Origin of the sequence: Rhizobium ruizarguesonis, from assembly GCF_017357285.1 — a bacterium.
In the GTDB taxonomy this organism is placed as follows: domain Bacteria; phylum Pseudomonadota; class Alphaproteobacteria; order Rhizobiales; family Rhizobiaceae; genus Rhizobium; species Rhizobium ruizarguesonis.
The window spans coordinates 2559520-2577858 of the sequence record NZ_CP071678.1; the positions used below are offsets into that span (position 1 = coordinate 2559520).

The 18339-nt window shown below is 63.2% G+C and carries 17 protein-coding genes; 5 read left to right on the forward strand and 12 right to left on the reverse strand.

Annotation, left to right across the window (positions count from 1 at the left end; genetic code table 11):
- Positions 1–52: 52 nt before the first annotated feature.
- From J3P73_RS12725 to J3P73_RS12735, 3 genes are all read right to left on the reverse strand, one after another.
- Positions 53–1909 carry a CHASE2 domain-containing protein gene (locus J3P73_RS12725; RefSeq protein WP_130681688.1) on the reverse strand — a complete coding sequence of 619 codons (1857 nt, stop codon included), beginning with the start codon at positions 1907–1909 and terminating at the stop codon, positions 53–55.
- 5 nt (positions 1910–1914) lie between these two features.
- A complete protein-coding gene (locus J3P73_RS12730; protein ID WP_024322658.1) occupies positions 1915–2433 on the reverse strand; it encodes a FecR domain-containing protein in 519 nt (172 codons plus the stop codon).
- 139 nt (positions 2434–2572) lie between these two features.
- Entirely contained in the window at positions 2573–3718 is a 1146-nt protein-coding gene (locus J3P73_RS12735; protein ID WP_024322659.1) for a citrate synthase, read from the reverse strand.
- An 84-nt stretch (positions 3719–3802) separates the two neighbouring features.
- Here J3P73_RS12735 and J3P73_RS12740 point away from each other — a divergent pair, with 84 nt between their 5' ends.
- Positions 3803–4891, forward strand: coding sequence for a citrate synthase/methylcitrate synthase (locus J3P73_RS12740; protein WP_024322660.1), 1089 nt, complete (start codon positions 3803–3805; stop codon positions 4889–4891).
- Between the two features lie 42 nt (positions 4892–4933).
- Here J3P73_RS12740 and J3P73_RS12745 read toward each other — a convergent pair whose 3' ends face one another.
- The 5 genes from J3P73_RS12745 to J3P73_RS12765 all read right to left on the reverse strand — a co-directional run bounded on the left by J3P73_RS12745 (position 4934) and on the right by J3P73_RS12765 (position 9778).
- Positions 4934–5404: an SRPBCC family protein gene (locus tag J3P73_RS12745; protein ID WP_024322661.1), complete on the reverse strand. Its 471-nt coding sequence runs from the start codon at positions 5402–5404 to the stop codon at positions 4934–4936.
- A gap of 73 nt (positions 5405–5477) precedes the next feature.
- Positions 5478–7106 carry a CTP synthase gene (locus J3P73_RS12750; protein WP_018072161.1) on the reverse strand — a complete coding sequence of 543 codons (1629 nt, stop codon included), beginning with the start codon at positions 7104–7106 and terminating at the stop codon, positions 5478–5480.
- A gap of 143 nt (positions 7107–7249) precedes the next feature.
- Positions 7250–7780 carry a preprotein translocase subunit SecG gene (gene secG / locus J3P73_RS12755; protein ID WP_024322662.1) on the reverse strand — a complete coding sequence of 177 codons (531 nt, stop codon included), beginning with the start codon at positions 7778–7780 and terminating at the stop codon, positions 7250–7252.
- A 131-nt stretch (positions 7781–7911) separates the two neighbouring features.
- Positions 7912–8682, reverse strand: coding sequence for a triose-phosphate isomerase (gene tpiA, locus J3P73_RS12760; protein WP_024322663.1), 771 nt, complete (start codon positions 8680–8682; stop codon positions 7912–7914).
- A 196-nt stretch (positions 8683–8878) separates the two neighbouring features.
- A complete protein-coding gene (locus J3P73_RS12765; RefSeq protein WP_024322664.1) occupies positions 8879–9778 on the reverse strand; it encodes a phospholipase in 900 nt (299 codons plus the stop codon).
- Between the two features lie 219 nt (positions 9779–9997).
- Between J3P73_RS12765 and parE the strand changes: the two genes are divergently transcribed.
- The 3 genes from parE to J3P73_RS12780 all read left to right on the forward strand — a co-directional run bounded on the left by parE (position 9998) and on the right by J3P73_RS12780 (position 14760).
- A complete protein-coding gene (gene parE / locus J3P73_RS12770; RefSeq protein ID WP_024322665.1) occupies positions 9998–12097 on the forward strand; it encodes a DNA topoisomerase IV subunit B in 2100 nt (699 codons plus the stop codon).
- Positions 12098–12287: 190 nt separating this feature from the next.
- Positions 12288–13427 (forward strand): esterase-like activity of phytase family protein, encoded by a 1140-nt coding sequence (locus J3P73_RS12775; RefSeq protein WP_024322666.1) that lies wholly within the window; start codon positions 12288–12290, stop codon positions 13425–13427.
- A 115-nt stretch (positions 13428–13542) separates the two neighbouring features.
- Positions 13543–14760, forward strand: a complete 1218-nt coding sequence (locus J3P73_RS12780; RefSeq protein ID WP_130691804.1) for an AI-2E family transporter — start codon at positions 13543–13545, stop codon at positions 14758–14760.
- Positions 14761–14779: 19 nt separating this feature from the next.
- Here J3P73_RS12780 and J3P73_RS12785 read toward each other — a convergent pair whose 3' ends face one another.
- Positions 14780–15238 carry a GNAT family N-acetyltransferase gene (locus tag J3P73_RS12785; protein ID WP_130771527.1) on the reverse strand — a complete coding sequence of 153 codons (459 nt, stop codon included), beginning with the start codon at positions 15236–15238 and terminating at the stop codon, positions 14780–14782.
- A gap of 128 nt (positions 15239–15366) precedes the next feature.
- Between J3P73_RS12785 and J3P73_RS12790 the strand changes: the two genes are divergently transcribed.
- Positions 15367–15789, forward strand: a complete 423-nt coding sequence (locus J3P73_RS12790; protein ID WP_018072169.1) for a hypothetical protein — start codon at positions 15367–15369, stop codon at positions 15787–15789.
- Here J3P73_RS12790 and J3P73_RS12795 read toward each other — a convergent pair.
- From J3P73_RS12795 to J3P73_RS12805, 3 genes are all read right to left on the reverse strand, one after another.
- Complete coding sequence (locus J3P73_RS12795) at positions 15786–16928, reverse strand: DUF2336 domain-containing protein (RefSeq protein ID WP_018072170.1); 1143 nt, start codon at positions 16926–16928, stop codon at positions 15786–15788. The two genes, J3P73_RS12790 and J3P73_RS12795, sit on opposite strands and share 4 nt — an antisense overlap.
- A gap of 101 nt (positions 16929–17029) precedes the next feature.
- Positions 17030–17647 (reverse strand): flavin reductase family protein, encoded by a 618-nt coding sequence (locus tag J3P73_RS12800; protein WP_018072171.1) that lies wholly within the window; start codon positions 17645–17647, stop codon positions 17030–17032.
- Positions 17647–18231: a nitroreductase family protein gene (locus J3P73_RS12805; protein ID WP_024322669.1), complete on the reverse strand. Its 585-nt coding sequence runs from the start codon at positions 18229–18231 to the stop codon at positions 17647–17649. Before J3P73_RS12805 ends, J3P73_RS12800 begins: the two co-directional genes overlap by 1 nt.
- Positions 18232–18339 lie beyond the last annotated feature (108 nt).

Genomic DNA, 18339 nt, shown 5'->3' on the forward strand with positions numbered 1-18339 from the left:
GAGCCAGCCGGCGGGGTATTTGCGCCGTTCCTAGCCGCTCCCGCGGCGATTGTCAAAGCGTACGGCTACGCCACAGCCAGACGTCGATGCGGCTTGCCCGGCCGCGCAGCGCCGTTTCCAACGGTCCCTCCATGCGGCCGGACTGTGTGAGCACGCTATCGGGGCCGGCAGCGCGGACGATTTCGGCGCTCAGCGCCAGTTCGACGCCATGGCGGGCGGCCACCTCCATCAGCCGGCTGCCGACATTGATGGTGTCTCCCGCCGCCGTGATCTGCTGCCGGTCGCCGGTGCCCAATCGCGAGGCGACGATCGGGCCGCAATGGGCGCCGACCTTGAAGCCGATCTTCTTCGGGGCAAAGCCGGCATGGGCTTGAAGCCAGGCCCGTGTGCGCTCGCAGAGGCTGACCGCGCAGGCAGCGGCGCGGGCGCCATCGTCATTGGCCGGCTCCGGCAAGCCGAACAAGATCATCGCGCCGTCGCCCATGAAGCTGGTGATGGCGCCGCCGTGGGCGCGCGCCTCTTCGTCGATCAGTTCGAAGAAGCCGCTCAGCATCTCGCTGACCGCCACTGGCCCGACATTTTCGCTGAGGCCGGTGAAACCCGAGAGGTCGATGAAGATGACGGCGGCGTTCTGGCGCACCGGCGCGGCAAGGAAATTCGGATCGCGCGCCAGCCACTCGCCGAGGCCGGGCGCCTCGATGCGCTGCAGGAGCGCGCTCTGCTCGGCGAAATGGCGGGCGCGGCCGCGGTCGAGCCAGAGTTCGGCCGCCGCGAAGATCAGCGCCGGCGGCAGCGCTGCGGCGATCGGCAGCGCCGCACTCAGCCAGTAGCCATGCGCAAAGGCCGACAGGTTGATCATCGCCCAGACGATCAGCGTCAGCACGATGATGATGTAGCCTGCCGTACTGCGGCGCCAGGCGACCAGCGAAACGAGCACGAGCGTCAGACCGACGGCAATGCCGGCATCGATCAGCCTTATCCTATGGTCGCGCACCATGCCGTCGCCGGTGACGAGATGGGTGATCGCCGTCGACATTACCTCGACGCCGGGCATGACAGGATCGAACGGCGTCGGGAAGACGTCGCCGCCGCCAGTCACCGTCGAACCGATGACGACGATGCGACCAGTGACCGCATCCGCCGAAAGCTTGCCATCCAGCGCATCGGCGGCGCTGAAGGTGGCGATGCTGCCATGCCCGCCATAAAAGGTCACCGGCAGGCGTTGGCCGATATCGGTGGGAATACGCAGCTTTCCGAGCATGATGGCATCGGGTTCGATGGTGGGATCGACGCCGAGCGCCACCGACGCGACACGCAGCGGAAAAGCCGGATCCAGCCGGTCTGCGGAACGCGAGATCAGCGGAATGAAGCGCGGCGTGCCGGTCTGGTCGGTTGCGACATTGACGATGCCGACCGCAGCTGCCTCGGCAAAGCGCGGAAGCGGCAAGAGAAGCTGGTTTGCCTCAGGGATGGCGGCAAGCGGATCACCGGCCACATCCGTGACCCGCTGGCTGCTTTGCGCGAAAGTGGCCGCGGCCGCAATCACGCTCGGCCCCTGGCGAAGCGCGGTCGTCAGTGCCGCATCACCCGCCTCCGGCCCCGGATCGACGAGCAGAATATCGATCGCCAAAGCCTTCGGCTTCAACGTGGTGATCGCGCCGGCGAGGCGCGCAAGTGTCGCCCGATCGAGCGGATAGCCGTGCGCCCTAGCGGTGCGGTCGTCGATCGCAACGATCGAGAGGACGGGAGGCGGTGTTTTCACCCCGACGATGGCGCTGCGGATATCGGCAAGCGAGGCTTCCATCCGGTCGAGAAGGCCGCTTCCGGCATTGAGATGGGTATAACCGAGAGCAGCCGCCCAAAGACCGGCGAGCAGCAGCGCGATCACGGTCAACAGACGATGGTTCATGGGATTTATTGGCCGAGGCGGGCAAGTAGGGCGGCGGCGCGCGGCGCCGGCCAGCGACGCACGACGAGGGGTTCGGTTCCACCAATGACATCGACGCCTTCGCCCGGCGATAGCACCACCGGCTCGCCGGACGGCCGGCGAACCGCGACGCTGCCTCTGACGACCAGCACCGAGGTCTTGTCGCCTGCGACATCGACAGCCCATTGGGTGCCGCGCACGGCAGCGATCGCCTGCGGCGTCACGACCTGGAAACCACCGGCGTGCTGGGTGCTGTCGACATCGACGAGAATGGCTTTGCGGCGCAGCGATGCCGAATCGGGGCTGCCGTCACGGTTGCGGTCGACGAGGCTGTAGGCGGCGCCGGCCTCTGCCGTCACCGTGACGCCGCCGGGACAACTGAGCACCTGGCGGGCGCCGGCATCACGCGATACCGTGCAGCCGGCAGACTGCGCAAAGGCCGCCCCATGCGGAATGAGGCCGAGAGCGAGTGCGGCGGCAAAAAGGCTGCGAAACGTCGTATTCATGGAAAGTCCCCTTGACCGTGCGGAACAGCTCTTTTGGAAAGCACCCGCCAACCGTCTTCTTCCATGTAAGGGATGATAGCCGAATTCAAATATTTCCCTAGGCAAAAAAAGCAAACCGGCGCAATCGCCGGCGGAATTCTTACGTTCTACTATCCGTTTCAGGCGCCGGTCCGGTATAACGCGCCCGCGGCCGGATCAATTCGCCGCTGTCGATCTGCTCCATCGCATGCGCTAGCCAACCGGCGGAACGGGCAAGCGAGAAGATGATGATCGGCGCCTCCCTCGGGAGATCGAAGGCGGCGGCCATTGCGGCAAGCGCGAAATCGACGTTGACCTTCTCGCCGACCATCTCCTCGCCGGTTTCCCGGAGCTCGGCAAACTGCGGCGGCAGGGGGAAGTGCGAAAGTAGCGCTAAGGCCCTGACATCGCCATCGGGATAGAGCGGATGGCCGAAGGCCGAAAGGCGATTGCCCTGGGCAAGCGTGCGGCGGATCGCCTGCTCCGCCCCAAGGGCGGAAGCGGTCTCGATCAAGGCGTCGATGCCCTGCCAGGCAGCACCGTGCAGCGGGCCTGTCAGCGTCGCCAGACCGGACAGCACGACGGCCGAAAGGGCTGCACCCGCCGATGCTGTGACCCGCGCCGCAAAGGTCGAGGCGTTGAGTTCGTGATCGGCAAGCAGCACCAGCGCGCGACGCAGGCAATCGGCAGCATCCGGCCGCTGCCAGCTTGCCGCAAGCCTGAGATGCAGCGGCTGGTCGAAAGGCCTCGGCGCCAGTGCATCGGCGATGGTGCGGAGAACGCCACTTGCTTCGCGGCGAAGTGCTGCCTGCGAGCGGCCGAGCGACGGCAGATCCGATGTCACCCGCCCCGCCAGCGCCAGGAAGGCAGCCTGAAGCGACGGACAGGCATGTCCGGTCTCGCTGCCGGAGGAGAGTGTTTCCGCGCCGTTCCAGAGCAGTGCCGCCGTCTGCTCCAGCGTCGCGACTTCAGCGAAATCGGCGGCATCCTTTCCGCGGTAGAAAAGCCGTCCGCCGATGATGGTGGAGATTGCCGAGGACAGAACCGGATCGCCCCAGCGGATCGCCTCGGCAGCAACGGTTTCGGTCTTGCGGCGGCCGGCATGGCGTTCGGCAAGCCGCTGTACGTCGGCAGCCTGGTAGAGGCTGCGGCGCGGGTCGGCAGGATCGGGCTTGGCGCGGATGCGCCCGCGGCTGACATTGGCATAGAGCGTCTGCGGCTTGGTCTTCAACGCCCGCAGCGCCTCCTCGGCAGTCAGCCACGACATCGGAACCTCACATTGATCAATTGCATCAAGATTGACGTCAATGAGACTAGGTCCGATCATCCCGGTCGTAAAGGAGAAAACGATATGAAAAACGGCTTGGAAGATGTCATTGCTGCCGAAACGCAGCTTTCGGATGTCGATGGCGAAGCGGGACGACTGATCATCCGCGGTGTATCGCTGGATCACCTGGTTGCAGACGGCACCTATGAAGGCGTCGCCGCCCTGTTGCTGGATGGGCTGATGGAAAAAAGCTTCGACGAAGCGGAATTGCGCGACTGGTTGGCGCAGGCGCGAACGAGGATTTTCGGCCATATCAAGGCCGCCGATGCCGCCCTTCTCGCTTTGCCTCCTGTTGATGCGATGCGGGCGTTGATCGCCCGGCTGCCCGACGGCGAGGATTTCGATACCGCTCTCAGCCTTCTGGCTGCGCCCGCAGTTTTCCTGCCGGCGATCCTTCGCAAGCAACGCGGCAAAAGACCGATCGCGCCCGACGCCTCGCTGTCGCAGGCAGCCGATATCCTGCGCATGCTGACCGGAAAATTGCCGACCAGGGAGCAGACAGCGGCACTCGACACCTATCTCGTGACGATATCGGACCATGGCCTCAATGCCTCGACCTTCGCATCACGCGTCATTGCCTCGACGCAGGCCGGCCTCACCTCTTCGGTGCTGGCGGCGCTCAGCGCCTTGAAGGGGCCGCTGCATGGCGGCGCGCCCGGTCCCGTGCTCGACATGCTGGATGCGATCGGAACGGCGGAGAATGCTTACTCGTGGCTCGGCGAAGCGCTCGACCGCGGCGAAAGGCTGATGGGCTTCGGCCACCGCATCTATCGCGTCCGCGATCCGCGCGCCGATGCGCTGAAGGGAGCGCTGAAGCCGTTGATCTCAACCGGACAGGTGAACAGCGCCCGCGGCGCTCTGGCGGAAGCCGTGGAGACGGCTGCATTGGCGATCCTGAAGGTGCGCAAGCCGAACCGGCCGCTCGACGTCAATGTCGAGTTTTATACCGCGCTGCTGCTCGAAACGCTGGGCTTTCCGCGTGAGGCCTTCACCGGCGTCTTCGCGATCGGCCGCACTGTCGGATGGCTGGCGCATGCGCGCGAACAGGCGCTCGAAGGCAGGCTGATCCGTCCGCGCTCGGTCTATATCGGGCCGCTGCCGGCCGCTGCGTAAACGTTGAGTTCGCCGGCAGGGGCATGTCCTTGCCGGCGATCGTCAACCGCCGACGAAGGCGGCGAGGTTGTCGAGCGTCGAGCGGCAGCCTTCTTCATTGTCTTTAAGGCGAATGCCGGAGGGGATGTTGTCGCAGACCATCGTCACATCGGTGCCTCCATCGGCGGGCGACAATGTCGTGCTGACCGTCATCTCGCCGGAAAAATCTTCATCCTCGGAATCGAAGACCGTCGCCCAGACGACGTTCTCGTCAGGCACGAGCCGTGCAAAACGGCCCTGGAACTTGTCGATCTTGTCAGAGGTCTTGCCCGGCTGCGACGCCTCGTCATCGGGATAGACGAGCGACATGCTGAAGGCGCCGCCTTCCCTGCCCTCGAAGGCATGGACGATGCCCTTCATCGTATCAGGCGGAAGCCAGGTGGCGACCGCCTCCGCATTGAGGAAGGCACGGTAGATGCGCTCGCGTGGTGCCGCGATGAAGCGTGAGACGGTCGTGCTGCGTGAAGGGGTCATGCCGGCGAGATAGCGCGAGCACGAATGTTATCCAGATCGCGCCTGACACAACGCGATCTGGTGTTGGCATACGTCAGACGAGGCGGCTCTGTTCCGTCGCCGCTTCGATGAAGCTGGCAAACAGCGGATGCGGGTCGAGCGGTCGGCTCTTCAGTTCCGGGTGGTACTGCACGCCGATGAACCAGGGATGATCGGGATATTCGATCGTCTCCGGTAGCACGCCGTCCGGCGACATGCCGGAGAAGACGAGGCCGCAGTTCTCGAGCCGGTCCTTGTAGTCGATATTGACCTCGTAGCGGTGGCGGTGACGCTCGGAAATATCGGTGGAACCGTAGATATCCGAGATCTTCGTGCCCTTCTTCAGCGCCGCCTTGTAGGCGCCGAGTCGCATCGTGCCGCCAAGATCCCCGGCTGCCGTGCGCTTCTGCAACTCGTTGCCCTTGACCCATTCGGTCATCAGGCCGACCACCGGTTCTTTCGTCGGGCCGAATTCAGTCGAGGAGGCACCGGAGACGTCGGCGAGATTGCGCGCCGCCTCGATGACCGCCATCTGCATGCCGAAGCAGATGCCGAAATACGGCACCTTGCGCTCCCGGGCAAAGCGGGCAGCGTGGATCTTGCCTTCCGAACCGCGTTCGCCGAAGCCGCCGGGCACGAGGATGCCGTGTACTTTTTCGAGATAGGGCGCCGGATCTTCCTTTTCGAAGACCTCGGATTCGATCCATTCGAGGTTGACCTTGACGCGATTGGCGATGCCGCCGTGATGCAGCGCCTCGATCAACGACTTATAGGCATCCTTGAGGCCGGTATATTTGCCGACGATCGCGATCGTCACCTCGCCCTCCGGCGTGCGGATGCGATTGCAGACCTCTTCCCACGGGTCGAGCCGCGGCTTTGGCGCAGGCTCGATGCCGAAAGCGGCAAGGACTTCGTCGTCGAGGCCTTCCTTGTGGTAGGCGATCGGCACGTCATAGATGTTGGCGACGTCGAGCGCCTGGATGACGGCGGACGGGCGAACGTTGCAGAACAGCGAGAGCTTGCGGCGTTCGGCTTCCGGAATTTCGCGATCGGCGCGCACCAGCAGGATATCGGGATGAATGCCGAGCGCCTGCAGTTCCTTGACCGAATGCTGCGTCGGCTTGGTCTTGAGTTCGCCGGCCGCCGGAATGTAGGGCATCAGCGTCAGGTGGACGTAGACGGCGGTGCCGCGCGGCAGGTCGTTGCCGAGCTGGCGGATCGCCTCCATGAACGGCATCGCCTCGATGTCGCCGACCGTGCCGCCGATCTCGCAGATGACGAAGTCGTAATCGCCATTACCCTCGGTGACGAAATCCTTGATCTCGTTGGTAACGTGCGGGATGACCTGCACCGTCGCGCCGAGATAATCGCCGCGCCGTTCCTTGTCGATGATGTTCTTGTAGATGCGGCCGGTGGTGATGTTGTCGGTCTTGGTCGCCGAACGCCCCGTGAAGCGTTCGTAGTGACCGAGATCGAGATCGGTTTCCGCGCCGTCGTCGGTGACGAAGACCTCGCCGTGCTGGGTCGGGCTCATCGTGCCCGGGTCCACGTTCAGATAGGGGTCGAGCTTGCGAAGCCGGACCCGATATCCACGGGCCTGCAGCAACGCTCCGAGAGCCGCGGCCGCAATTCCTTTTCCGAGAGAGGAAACCACGCCGCCAGTGATGAATACGTATCGCGCCATGGGAGTCACCGGATACCTTTTCAAAAACGATTCCACCAGCCCAAAAATTCTTTTCCAGAACTTTCGATGCGTGGCGCAGGAATCTAAACAAAAGAAAACCGGCAGACCCGAGGGCCTGCCGGCGGTTTATGTCGAAGACCGGCTTACTGTCCCGTCGGGACGCCGGACGGCTGAGCCGGTGCCGGCGCGGCCGGAACTGCGGGCGTTGCCGGGGCAGTCGTTGCCGGAGCAGTCGTTGAAGGTGCGGTGGCTGCCGGGGCCTGAGTTGCCGGAGCCCCAGTTGCCGGCGTCTGAGCGGCGGGAGCCTGTGGTGCGGGCGTTGCAGCCCCGCTGCTCGGAACACCGTTGCCGGCCGGCTGATTTGCCGGAGCCTGCGCGCCGCCGAGCGAATCGAGAATACCGTTGCCCTGGCCGCCTGTTGCAGGGATGCGATCGAGAATATCGCTCGGACGGCCCTGGTAACGCGTCAGTATGCCGAGGCCGAGCGAGGTCAGGAAAAACAGAGTCGCAAGAATCGCGGTCGTGCGCGTCAGCGCATTGGCCGTGCCGCGGGCCGACATGAAGCCCGAACCGCCGCCGATGCCGAGGCCGCCGCCTTCCGAGCGCTGGATGAGCACGACGCCAACGAGGGCGAGCACGATCATGAGATGGATGACAATCAATACGGTCTGCATGGGTCCAGTCCTGCCCGCCTCGAGACGGACATAAGTAAGAATTCTGGCGGCTCTTTACATGAGGCTTTCATCTATTCCAAGCCCTTCGGCCAGGAATAAACCCGGGAATAAACCCAGGAATAAAAAATGTCTCAGGCGAGCAGCGCCTCATAGGCCCGGTAGATGGCAAGGAAGTCGGCCGCTTTCAAGCTCGCCCCGCCGATCAGCGCGCCGTCGACATTGGCAACGCCCATCAGCTCTTCCGCATTGGCCGGCTTGACCGAGCCGCCGTAGAGAAGGCGCATCTTGCGGCCGCCATCGCCGAAGCGGGTCGCCAGCTCTGCGCGCATGAAGGCATGCGCCTTTTCGACATCGCCTGATGTCGGCGTCACACCGGTGCCGATCGCCCAGATCGGTTCATAGGCGATGACCGTATTTTCGGCAGTCGCGCTATCGGGAACGGAGGCGGAAAGCTGGCGTTTGATGACGTCGAGCGCCTGGCCTGCCCGGCGCTCATCCGCCGTTTCGCCGATGCAGATGATCGCCGTCAGCCCGGCAGCAAAGGCAGCCTCCGCCTTGGCGCGGACCAGATGGTCGGTTTCGGCATGATCGGTGCGCCGCTCGGAGTGGCCGACGATGACATAGGTGGCGAAACAATCAGCAATCATCTCGGCCGAAATGTCGCCGGTATGCGCGCCCGATGGCTTCTGATGGCAGTCCTGAGCCCCGATCGCCAGCGGGCTGTCGGTGCACAGCGCCGTCGCCACATACAGCAGCGTCGTCGGCGGGCAGATCAGCGCTTCGACCTTATCGGCCAGCGGCGGGCGAACACCCTCGGCGATCGCTTTGATCTGATCCAGGGAGGCACGCATGCCATTCATTTTCCAGTTTCCCGCCACAAGCGGGCGCACATCAGGTGTCATGCTGGCCTTCCACAATCTGCTTATGCCTTGGGCAATATCAAAAGCTTGCAGCAAAGAAAAGCATCATGCCCTTGACGTAAGGGGAATCTCTGCGATCCCGCGCATATTTCTGCCGAAAATCGTCCGCTACAGCGCCGCGCGTCTGTTCAGACACGTCAGGGTAGCATTTAGAATCCACGCATCGGCCCGATGCACTCTAGCCGGCGAGAATCCAGTTCAACACCCTGCGCCAGTCGATCATCCGGATCGGCGTCCCGTGATTGCCGGTCTGAAACAGCGTGAAACGCGCCGGATATTTTGCCTTGTGCAGGCTTTCGAACAGCGCCTGCTGGTCGGCGGCGGCATAGACCGGATCGCGGCTACCATGGGCAAACCAGAGCGGCAGCTTTGCCTTGTAGAAGGCGCTCCTGGTGAAATCGGGATCGGTCACCCCGCTCATGATCAGCATGCCCCTCAGCCGCTTGACGCTGTCGCTGTCGCGCGCAATGCCCCAGCAGACCTGGCTGCCCATCGAGGCGCAGGAAAGGATGATCGGCCGGCCGGGTGATTGCGCGCTGGCATAGCGGATCAGCCCGGCGATCGCCGCAACGCCGCTGCTGTCGAAGCTTTTGACCGTCGGCGAATAATAAACGCCGCCATTGCCGGCGACGAGGTTCTTCAGCCGGTTGAAATTGCCGCCGAAGCTGTAGTCGTTGGCGCCGAGCCGCCGGTCACCGTCGCGCCCATGGATGAAAATCACCGTGAAGGCGGCATTCCCGGCCGGTCCCACCCTGGTGACATCGAGCTTGATGCCGTCGACAGACAGCGTTTCGTCCGCCTGGGTCTTGCGGATGCCGAGCGCCACATATTTCTGCTGCACCCGCTTTTGCGGGATCTGGTCGCGGCCGTTGATATCTCGCATCTCGTCATAGTCGATGACCTCGAAGGCGCCGTCATCGCCCGTCTGCAGCACGGCCTGCTTCGAAAACAGATCATCCTTGAAAGGCGGCAAAGCATCGGCTGCCTGCGCCGGGCCAACAGCGGAGAGGATGGCCGCGGACAAGAAAAACGCCGCAATTGCGGTGAAGATGGTGCAATGACTTGTGGACATTCGCATTCGGATGGTTCCTGAAGCCCGCCGCCGCTTGCCATTCCGCGCCCGGCAACGCAAATCATTTGGGAAAAGCCCGCCAAAACAGGCGGTGTCGCGTATAGATGTGCTTTCTGGCAAAATCTGCCTGATTCGCAAACGTGGCATGAAATGCGGTGATTTTGGGTCGGCGGCGGATGCCCGCCCAAGCCAGACCTAAGACAGGATGAAGATCTGAACGGCTCCATGGACGATAGCAACGACCTCTTTTCCGGAATGCCCCTCTCTGAAAAACGCGAGGAGGCGCAGAAGCCTGCCGCGCCCGCCGAACGGCCGCCGGTGACGGCTGCGCCCGCCGCCGCAGCACCCCCGGCTGCCGGAGCCTCGGCGCGCCCGGCGCCCGCCGCCTCGAACTCGGATGATTACGGTGCCTCGTCGATTCGCGTCCTTGAAGGACTTGAGCCGGTGCGCATGCGTCCGGGCATGTATATCGGCGGCACCGATGAAAAGGCGCTGCATCACCTGTTTGCCGAAGTCATCGACAATGCGATGGACGAGGCGGTCGCCGGGCACGCCAATTTCATCGAGGTCTATCTCGACCTCGAGGGTTATCTGACGGTTTCCGACAACGGCCGCGGCATCCCGGTCGAGAACCATCCGCAGGTGCCCGGCAAGTCGACGCTCGAAGTCATCATGACCAAGCTGCATGCCGGCGGCAAATTCGACGGCAAGGCCTACGAGACCTCGGGCGGCCTGCACGGCGTCGGCGTCTCGGTCGTCAACGCGCTCTCCGACGACCTCGAGGTCGAGGTGGCGCGAAACCGCAAGCTCTACCGCCAGCGCTTCTCCCGCGGCCTGCCGCAGGGCGGGCTCGAAGAGTTGGGCGACGTCCATAATCGCCGCGGCACCCGCGTGCGCTTCCATCCAGACCCCCAGATCTTTGGGGATCACATGAAGTTCGATGCCGCCCGCGTCTTCCGAATGGCGCGCTCGAAAGCCTATCTGTTCGGCGGCGTCGAAATCCGCTGGAGCTGCGAACAGGGCGTGCTGCCTGAAGGCTCCGAAGTGCCTGACAAGGCCGTCTTCCACTTCCCCGGCGGCCTGAAGGACTATCTCCAGGCGACGATGGGCAAGGAGTTCACCGTCACCCGCGAGATCTTTGCCGGCAAGACGGAGAAGGTGAGCGGCCACGGCTCGATGGAATGGGCGATCACCTGGTATGGCGGCGATCCGCAGGTTCATTCCTATTGCAACACCATTCCGACGACCGAAGGCGGCACACATGAGGCCGGCCTGCGCATTGCGTTGACCAAGGGCCTGAAGGCCTATGCCGAGCTGACGCAGAACAAGCGCGCCGCGCAGATCACCACCGACGACGTGATGATCTCGGCGGTCGGCATGCTGTCGGTCTTCATTCGCGAGCCGGAATTCGTCGGCCAGACCAAGGACAGGCTTGCGACCGTCGAGGCGCAGCGCATCGTCGAGAACGCGCTCCGCGATCCCTTCGACCATTACCTTGCCGACAATCCGAACGAGTCGGCCAAGCTGCTCGACTGGGTGATCGAGCGCGCCGAGGAGCGCCTGCGCCGTCGCAAGGAAAAGGAAGTCAACCGCAAGACGGCGGTGCGCAAGCTGCGCCTGCCCGGCAAGCTCGCCGACTGCTCGCAGAACACCGCCGTGGGTGCCGAACTCTTCATCGTCGAGGGCGATTCGGCAGGCGGTTCGGCCAAGCAGGCGCGCAACCGCGCCAACCAGGCGATCCTTCCCCTGCGCGGCAAGATCCTCAACGTCGCCAGCGCCGGTCGCGAAAAGCTCGGCGCCAACCAGCAGCTCGCCGATCTCGTCCAGGCTCTCGGCTGCGGTACGCGCTCGAAATATCGCGACGAAGACCTGCGATACGAGCGCATCATCGTCATGACCGATGCCGACGTCGACGGCGCTCATATCGCATCGCTGCTCATCACCTTCTTTTATCAGGAGATGCCGGAGCTGGTGCGCGGCGGCCATCTCTTCCTCGCCGTGCCGCCGCTCTACAAAATCACCCAAGGGGCGAAATCCGCCTATGCCCGCGACGATAATCATCGCGCCGAGCTGATGCAGACGGAGTTCAAGGGCAAGGCCAAGGTCGAGATCAGCCGCTTCAAAGGTCTCGGCGAGATGATGCCCGCCCAGCTCAAGGAAACCACGATGGATCCGTCCAAGCGCACCCTGCTCAAGGTGCTGATCGACGAGGTGGATTTCGAAGGCACGCGCGCCGCCGTCGACGATCTGATGGGCACCAAGCCGGAAGCCCGCTTCCGCTTCATCCAGGACCGCGCGGCCTTCGCGGAGAACCTCGATATTTAGGGTATTAGGTCGAGCGCGCCAAACGGTCGGGTTCGGCGCGCCGCATTTTAGCATTCACGATTTCACCGAACTGACGAAGAATCGTAACAACTCCGTTAAACAACCGGCGCATGAAGCGGTCGGCGCGCCTTCCCCTCGGGGAGGAGCTGCGCCCGTTTGAACCGTTTTCAACCCTTGCCGGATATTTGTCATGACCAAGCGTTTTCTCGCGGCTGCCGCTTTCGTTCTCCTGTCCAGCACCGTCTCCGCCAGCGCCACCGATATCGGCGCCACCTTCGAGACCACCTGCCCCTTCGGCGATTGCGCTGCCGGCATTTCGCTCTCCTATCTCGGTGAATTCGTCATCCCCACCGGCCACATGGAAAACGGCGTCGAATTTGGCGGCATTTCCGGCCTCGATTTCGATGCCGCCACCGGCCACTATCTCGCCATCAGCGACGACCGCTCGGAAAGAGGCCCGGCCCGCTTCTATGAACTCAACGTCGATCTCGACGCATCCGGTCTCAAGAGCGTTTCTGTCGTCAAGCAGGTGACGTTGAAGGACAAGAACGGCGAGCCCTTCGCTGCCCGGACCGTCGATCCGGAATCGATCCGCCTCGGCAAGGACGGCATCTATTGGGGCAGCGAAGGCGACGGCAAGGCGCTGCTGGCGCCCTTCGTCCGTGTCGCTGCGCCGGACGGTTCCTTCGTCCGCGAATTCAAGCTGCCGGAGGGCTTTGCGCCGACCGCAGACAAGTCGACCGGCATCCGCGACAATCTCGCTTTCGAGGATCTCGCCGTCGCGCCCTCCGGCGATGTGTTCGTCGGTGTCGAAGCCGCTCTCTATCAGGACGGCCCGAACCCCTCGCTGACGTCAGGCAGCCTGTCGCGCATCGTCCGTTACGACGGCGCAACCGGCGAGCCGAAGGCCGAGTATGTCTACCCGGTCTCGCCGATCCCGCAGGCCGCCGCCAAGGCCGACGACGGTAATGACAACGGCATGTCTGAAATACTTGCCCTCGACGATCACCGCCTGCTCGCCGTCGAACGCAGTTATGCCCAGGGCTTCGGCAACAGCATCAAGATCATGATGATGGATCTGACTGATGCCACCGATGTATCCGCCATCGCGTCCCTGGCCAAAAACGACCAGCGCGTCGTTCCCGCCCGCAAGAGCCAAGTCCTCGATTTGAGGGCAATCGGCCTCGTTCCCGACAATATCGAGGCCATGTCGCTCGGCAAGGCCAAGGACGGCACCGATGTTCTCATTCTCGGCTCCGACAATAATTTTTCGACCAGCCAGAAGACGCAATTCTATGCCTTCAAGGTTCTCAACCGCCCGCAGCAGTAAGACGCTCGGATCCGAGGTCGAATAGCGACGGTTTGTATACGCTTTCATGGTGCGGACCTTGAAACCGCCGGGTTGATGGCCCATAACCAGAGTACAAGAAAAAGAAGAGGCGCGCGTGGGTGTGTTCGACCGTCAGAAAAGCAATCATGAACCGCGATGGCTCGGATCGTCGGCGCAGACGCGCACGCCGCTGATTCCCTCCATTTCGGCGGCGCGCTGGCTGCTGGTCCTGGTCGTCGCTGCCGGCGTCTATTTCTTCTACGGCTTCCTCGTGCCGGTGCTCGCAGCCCTCGTCATCGGCTTCGCCAGCTGGCCGCTCTACCGCAAGCTTCTTGCCCGCGTCGGCGGTAATACGACGATCGCCGCGACCATCGCCATCATCATGATCATCACCTTCCTGGTCATCCCGATCGGGCTTGCGGTGACCTATACGACGGGCGAAGTGCGCACCTGGGTCGCCTGGGCAATCCATGCCAACCGCGCCGGCGCTCCGACACCCGACTGGATTGTCGCGCTGCCTTGGGCGGGCGCCTATCTCGATGAAGTCTGGACGAAATATATCGGCAGTCCCGGCGCCCTGGGCGAAGTCATCCAGGCGGTCAGCGGCGCCAATATCGGCAACATCTATCGCGCCGTGCTTGCGGCCGGCGGCGGCGCCTTCCACCTACTGCTGACGCTGCTCTTTATGCTGATCGCGCTGTTCTTCGTCTATCGCGACGGCTTCTCCTTCTCCAAGCAGATCGACATGCTGGGCGAGCGCATCCTGCCGAACCGCTGGGAGCGCATTTCCCGCGTCGTGCCGGCGACGATCAGCTCCACTGTCATGGGCATGACGCTGATCGCGATCGGCGAAGGCATCGTGCTCGGCCTTGCCTACTGGATTGCCGGCGTGCCTTCGCCGGTGACGCTCGGCGTGTTGACGGGCGTGATGGCGCTGATACCGGGCGGTGCGCCGCTCTCCTTCACGCTGGTCTCCATCTATCTGCTGGCGAGCGGCTCGCATGTCGCCGGCATCGGTCTCTTCGTCTGGGGTACGGTAGAGCTCTTCATCGTCGACAAGACGCTGCGGCCGAAGCTCGTCGGCGGTCCGATCAAGCTACCCTTCCTGCCGACCTTCTTCGGCCTCGTCGGCGGCGTCAAGACGATGGGTTTCCTCGGCCTCTTCATCGGCCCGGTGCTGATGGCGCTGATCGTCGCCATCTGGCGCGAGTGGATCCACGAGGCCCGCAACGCCGACAAGAGCGAAACCGGACCGCAGATCATCATCGATGAACAGGCCCCGCCGCCGGTCCCCGGTTCGCCGAAAACCATGCCGCGCGTCGCCGAAGGCTGAACATGGTTTCGCAGACCGGCTAGCCCAAGTGCTTTTCCATGAACAGGCTGAGCGGGTCCGGCAGATAGCTGCCGAAGGGCTCGATTTCCCGATATCCGAAATTGCGGTAGAGAGCGATCGCCTCGGGCTGGTAGATGCCGGTTTCGAGCCGGATTGCCGTCAGCCTCTTTCCCCCTGCGATTGCTTCGAGCGCATTCATCAGGCCGCTGGCGATCCTCAGTCCCCTCGCCTCGGGATCGACGAACATGCGCTTGATCTCCGCCGTGCCGTCACCGGCCTCGACCAGTGCGCAGCAGCCGACGATCGCATCGCCGTTGCGCGCAACGAGGAAGCTCACCGAAGGCTTCTCCAGCAAGGAGAGGTCGACCAGATGGTTGCTTTCAGCCGGATAGAGCGATTGCGCATAGGCATCGGAAAGATCGAGAAGGCGGATGACGCCCTCCTGGCGCGGCGGTTCAAGGGCGATGGTGACAGACATGTGGCTCCCTCTGCTGGCGCGGGGCACAATTTTTCCCGACATGACGAAGAGTTAATACCGTTGCCTTCATTCGGTTGGAATTGCGCCCTCTAAGACGATGATGTGCTCAATAATCAAGGAAGCAGAATATGCAAGCGGTGCTGATCGCGATGACCATTCTCGGCTGCGACGATTCCATCAGCCAGTGCAATTATGTCGCGACGGTCGATAAACGCTGGGAAACCGTTGCCGCTTGCGACGCGGAAGCCGAACGACGGCTGAAGACCTATGTGAATGTCAATTATCCCTCGGTGATCGCGGTGTGCGAGGCGCCGAAAGCCATCGCCGCCGCCGAGCCGCCGGAATCGGCGCCCGTGCCTGCCGCCGCATCCGAGGTCGCTGTCGCAGCGCCCGAGGAACCCGCAGGACGGATCGCCGGTTTTGCTGAAGGTATTGCCGGACAGGTCCGCGCCCATCTGCCCTCAGGCAAAAGCGTCAGGGACACACTGACCAAACCCGTGCACTTCGTATCCGCCAGTTATTCCTGGGTGGTGACGCGGCTCGCTGATTAGGCCGCCGCAAGCGCCGCATAGACGCGGGCCGATTGTCGCTGCTCGGTGACACTAAGCTTTTCCACCATGTCGAGCAGTTCGCCGATCGCGCCATGCGCGTCGTGATGACGGAATTTTTCGAGAAGACGGCCGCAGACATTGCCGAGCACGCTGCCCGGCCCTTTTCTGGCGGCGTCGCGCCACAGCATCGTCGCCTCGACGAAGATGACGCTGATATCCCTTGGCAGGCCGGCGGACTCGTAAAGCGCACGCACGGCATGCATCCGCCCGGTTGCCAGGATCGAACGCACACGGCGCTCGTTGCACGCGGTCAGATCGACGATCGCGCCGGCGAAGAAGTCCACCTTGCCCGCGCAGAGCGCATGCATCAGGAAGGATGGCGTCAGCCGGCCGTTGAGGCGCAGATGCTGGACGAGGTCGGGTATTTCGCGTGGGGCGATATCGCCGGCGATCGAAACGATGGCAGCCTCGGTCGCCTCGCGGCTGATGCGCTGAAGCCGCTGCAGGCCGATCGCCGCCTGCGCCAGCGGCAGCCCGATCAACGCATTGCTGACATGCTGGGTCAGCAACTGGCGGGCATCGGCCGGAAGGTCGCTGCGGTCGAGAAGCAGATTGCGGATATCGCAGCAGTCGCCGAGCCGTTCGGCGATGCGTTTCAGCGACAGGCTGGAAATCACTGCACCGTCATTCTCGAGCAGGCAGAGCAGCTCTTCCTCGTCACCGACCTCGGCAAGGGCCGCGGAAACTGGACGTGTCACATGCGCCCTTGCTGCGATCAGCATGCGGGTGGCGCCATTGCCGCGCGCGGCAAGGTCGACCAGATCGGCATCGCTCAAAAGCGGCGAACAGGTCACCGCGTGGCAGGCGACCTCGGGCTGGTCCTCGGCAAGCGAAAGGATCAGGCTGCGTGGCGCATCGGGCGACCAGGCAATCGCCTCGGCAAGCGCAAGCCGCACGCGCGGCGACGGATCGTCGAGAAGAAACGTCATTGCCATCTCGGCTGCCGCCCGCTCATCCCCTGTCATCTCGGACTGCAGATAGGCTCGCCCGAGCGCGTTTGCGGCCCGGGCCCGGTCGCCTGTCTTGGCCGTTTCGACCCAACGAAGAAAAGCTTCTACGATCACGCGACGCCCCAGCACTTGAACGCGATTCTTTCGCGTTCCATTCAATGCTGCGACGGTAGCGGCAAAAGGTTTAAGATTGGTTCACCATATTTCTTAAGCCTTTGTATGCCTTGCGGTTAGCCTTCAATTGGTGGCAGTTGCGGCCGGATCATCTCGAAAACATCGCTGCCTTCGCTGTAATCCATGTAGCCCATACGGGCGACAGGTCGGGCGATCGACATGTCGAGGCGGCCGTCCCTGACGATCGCTTCGTCGATGCGGATGCCGACCACTTCGCCGAAGACCAGCACGTTTTCGGACGGTTCCCCCGACAGCGTCTTCGGCTCGATGACCTCCGTGACCTTGCATTCGAGCACCGCGAAAGCCTCGCCGACATAGGGCGCGTCGATCAGTTCGGCCTGCTTCGGCGTCAGGCCGGCGAAGTCGAATTCGCTGTCGCCGTAGGGCAGCGCCGCCGAGGAGAGGTTCATCTTCTCGGCGAGATCGCGGCTGACGAAATTGCAGGTGAAGACGCCGGTCTCGGCCGCATTGCGCTGGCTGTGCTTGCGTCCAGCGGAAGAAAACATCACCAGCTTCGGCCGATCGGCGACGGCATTGAAAAAAGAATAAGGCGCGAGATTGATCGAGCCATCCCTGCCCTTGCTACCGATCCAGCCGATCGGGCGCGGCGACACGATCGCCTTGAAAGGATCATGTGCAAGCCCGTGCCGGTTGCTGTCGGTGGTATAGAACATCAATCGTCTCCGCCGACCCAGGTCACGGTGTCGGCAAGCTCCGGCCGCGGCCGCTCGATTACCGGAAATGTCGTCGAGCCGATATGGATGAAGCCCGCCACTTTTTCATCAGGCCCGACGCCGAGCAGCGGATAGGCGCGCTCGTCATAGGCGAACCATTCCGTCAGCCAGTTGGCGACATAACCATTGGCGTTGGCGGCGAGAATGACATTGAAGCAAAGCGCGCCGGCTGACATCAACTGCTCCCATTCCGGGATCTTGATATGCGGTCCTGCCTTGCTGACGACGGCGACGACCACGGGCGCGCGGGTGAAACGGCTGCGCTCGACCTGAATCATCTCTTCGGAAAGTTCGGGCTTTGTCTGAATCGCCAGCGTCAGAAGCTCCTCGCCGAGACGCACGCGCTGTTCTCCGCGATAGACGATGAAGCGCCAGGGGGCGATCTTGCCGTGATCGGGAACACGCGAGGCGAGACGCAGGATCTCCTCGATCTCGGCCTTCTCGGGGCCTGGTTCGCACATCTGGAAAGCGGGGATGGAGCGGCGCACGGCGAGGTAGTCGATCAGCTTGATATCGGATTTCATGCGGGAGAGGCTCTCATTATTTATGCTGCTGCAAAGGGTGGGTCTTGAATTTGCCATCGCGTTGGTCTTGAAGTGGCCTTTGCGATTTCAGAAGTCAATCGGTTCACG

Bases quoted from the DNA above. Each gene is read 5' to 3' on its own strand.
- tpiA (WP_024322663.1), bottom strand. From the start codon at position 8,682: ATGACACCTGATGTGCGCCCGCTTGTGGCGGGAAACTGGAAAATGAAT.
- J3P73_RS12805 (WP_024322669.1), bottom strand. From the start codon at position 18,231: ATGAAATCCGATATCAAGCTGATCGACTACCTCGCCGTGCGCCGCTCC.
- J3P73_RS12735 (WP_024322659.1), bottom strand. From the start codon at position 3,718: ATGTCGTGGCTGACTGCCGAGGAGGCGCTGCGGGCGTTGAAGACCAAG.
- J3P73_RS12800 (WP_018072171.1), bottom strand. From the start codon at position 17,647: ATGTTCTATACCACCGACAGCAACCGGCACGGGCTTGCACATGATCCT.
- J3P73_RS12775 (WP_024322666.1), top strand. From the start codon at position 12,288: ATGACCAAGCGTTTTCTCGCGGCTGCCGCTTTCGTTCTCCTGTCCAGC.
- J3P73_RS12745 (WP_024322661.1), bottom strand. From the start codon at position 5,404: ATGACCCCTTCACGCAGCACGACCGTCTCACGCTTCATCGCGGCACCA.
- secG (WP_024322662.1), bottom strand. From the start codon at position 7,780: ATGCAGACCGTATTGATTGTCATCCATCTCATGATCGTGCTCGCCCTC.
- J3P73_RS12765 (WP_024322664.1), bottom strand. From the start codon at position 9,778: ATGCGAATGTCCACAAGTCATTGCACCATCTTCACCGCAATTGCGGCG.
- J3P73_RS12785 (WP_130771527.1), bottom strand. From the start codon at position 15,238: ATGTCTGTCACCATCGCCCTTGAACCGCCGCGCCAGGAGGGCGTCATC.
- parE (WP_024322665.1), top strand. From the start codon at position 9,998: ATGGACGATAGCAACGACCTCTTTTCCGGAATGCCCCTCTCTGAAAAA.
- J3P73_RS12740 (WP_024322660.1), top strand. From the start codon at position 3,803: ATGAAAAACGGCTTGGAAGATGTCATTGCTGCCGAAACGCAGCTTTCG.
- J3P73_RS12725 (WP_130681688.1), bottom strand. From the start codon at position 1,909: ATGAACCATCGTCTGTTGACCGTGATCGCGCTGCTGCTCGCCGGTCTT.
- J3P73_RS12730 (WP_024322658.1), bottom strand. From the start codon at position 2,433: ATGAATACGACGTTTCGCAGCCTTTTTGCCGCCGCACTCGCTCTCGGC.
- J3P73_RS12790 (WP_018072169.1), top strand. From the start codon at position 15,367: ATGCAAGCGGTGCTGATCGCGATGACCATTCTCGGCTGCGACGATTCC.
- J3P73_RS12750 (WP_018072161.1), bottom strand. From the start codon at position 7,106: ATGGCGCGATACGTATTCATCACTGGCGGCGTGGTTTCCTCTCTCGGA.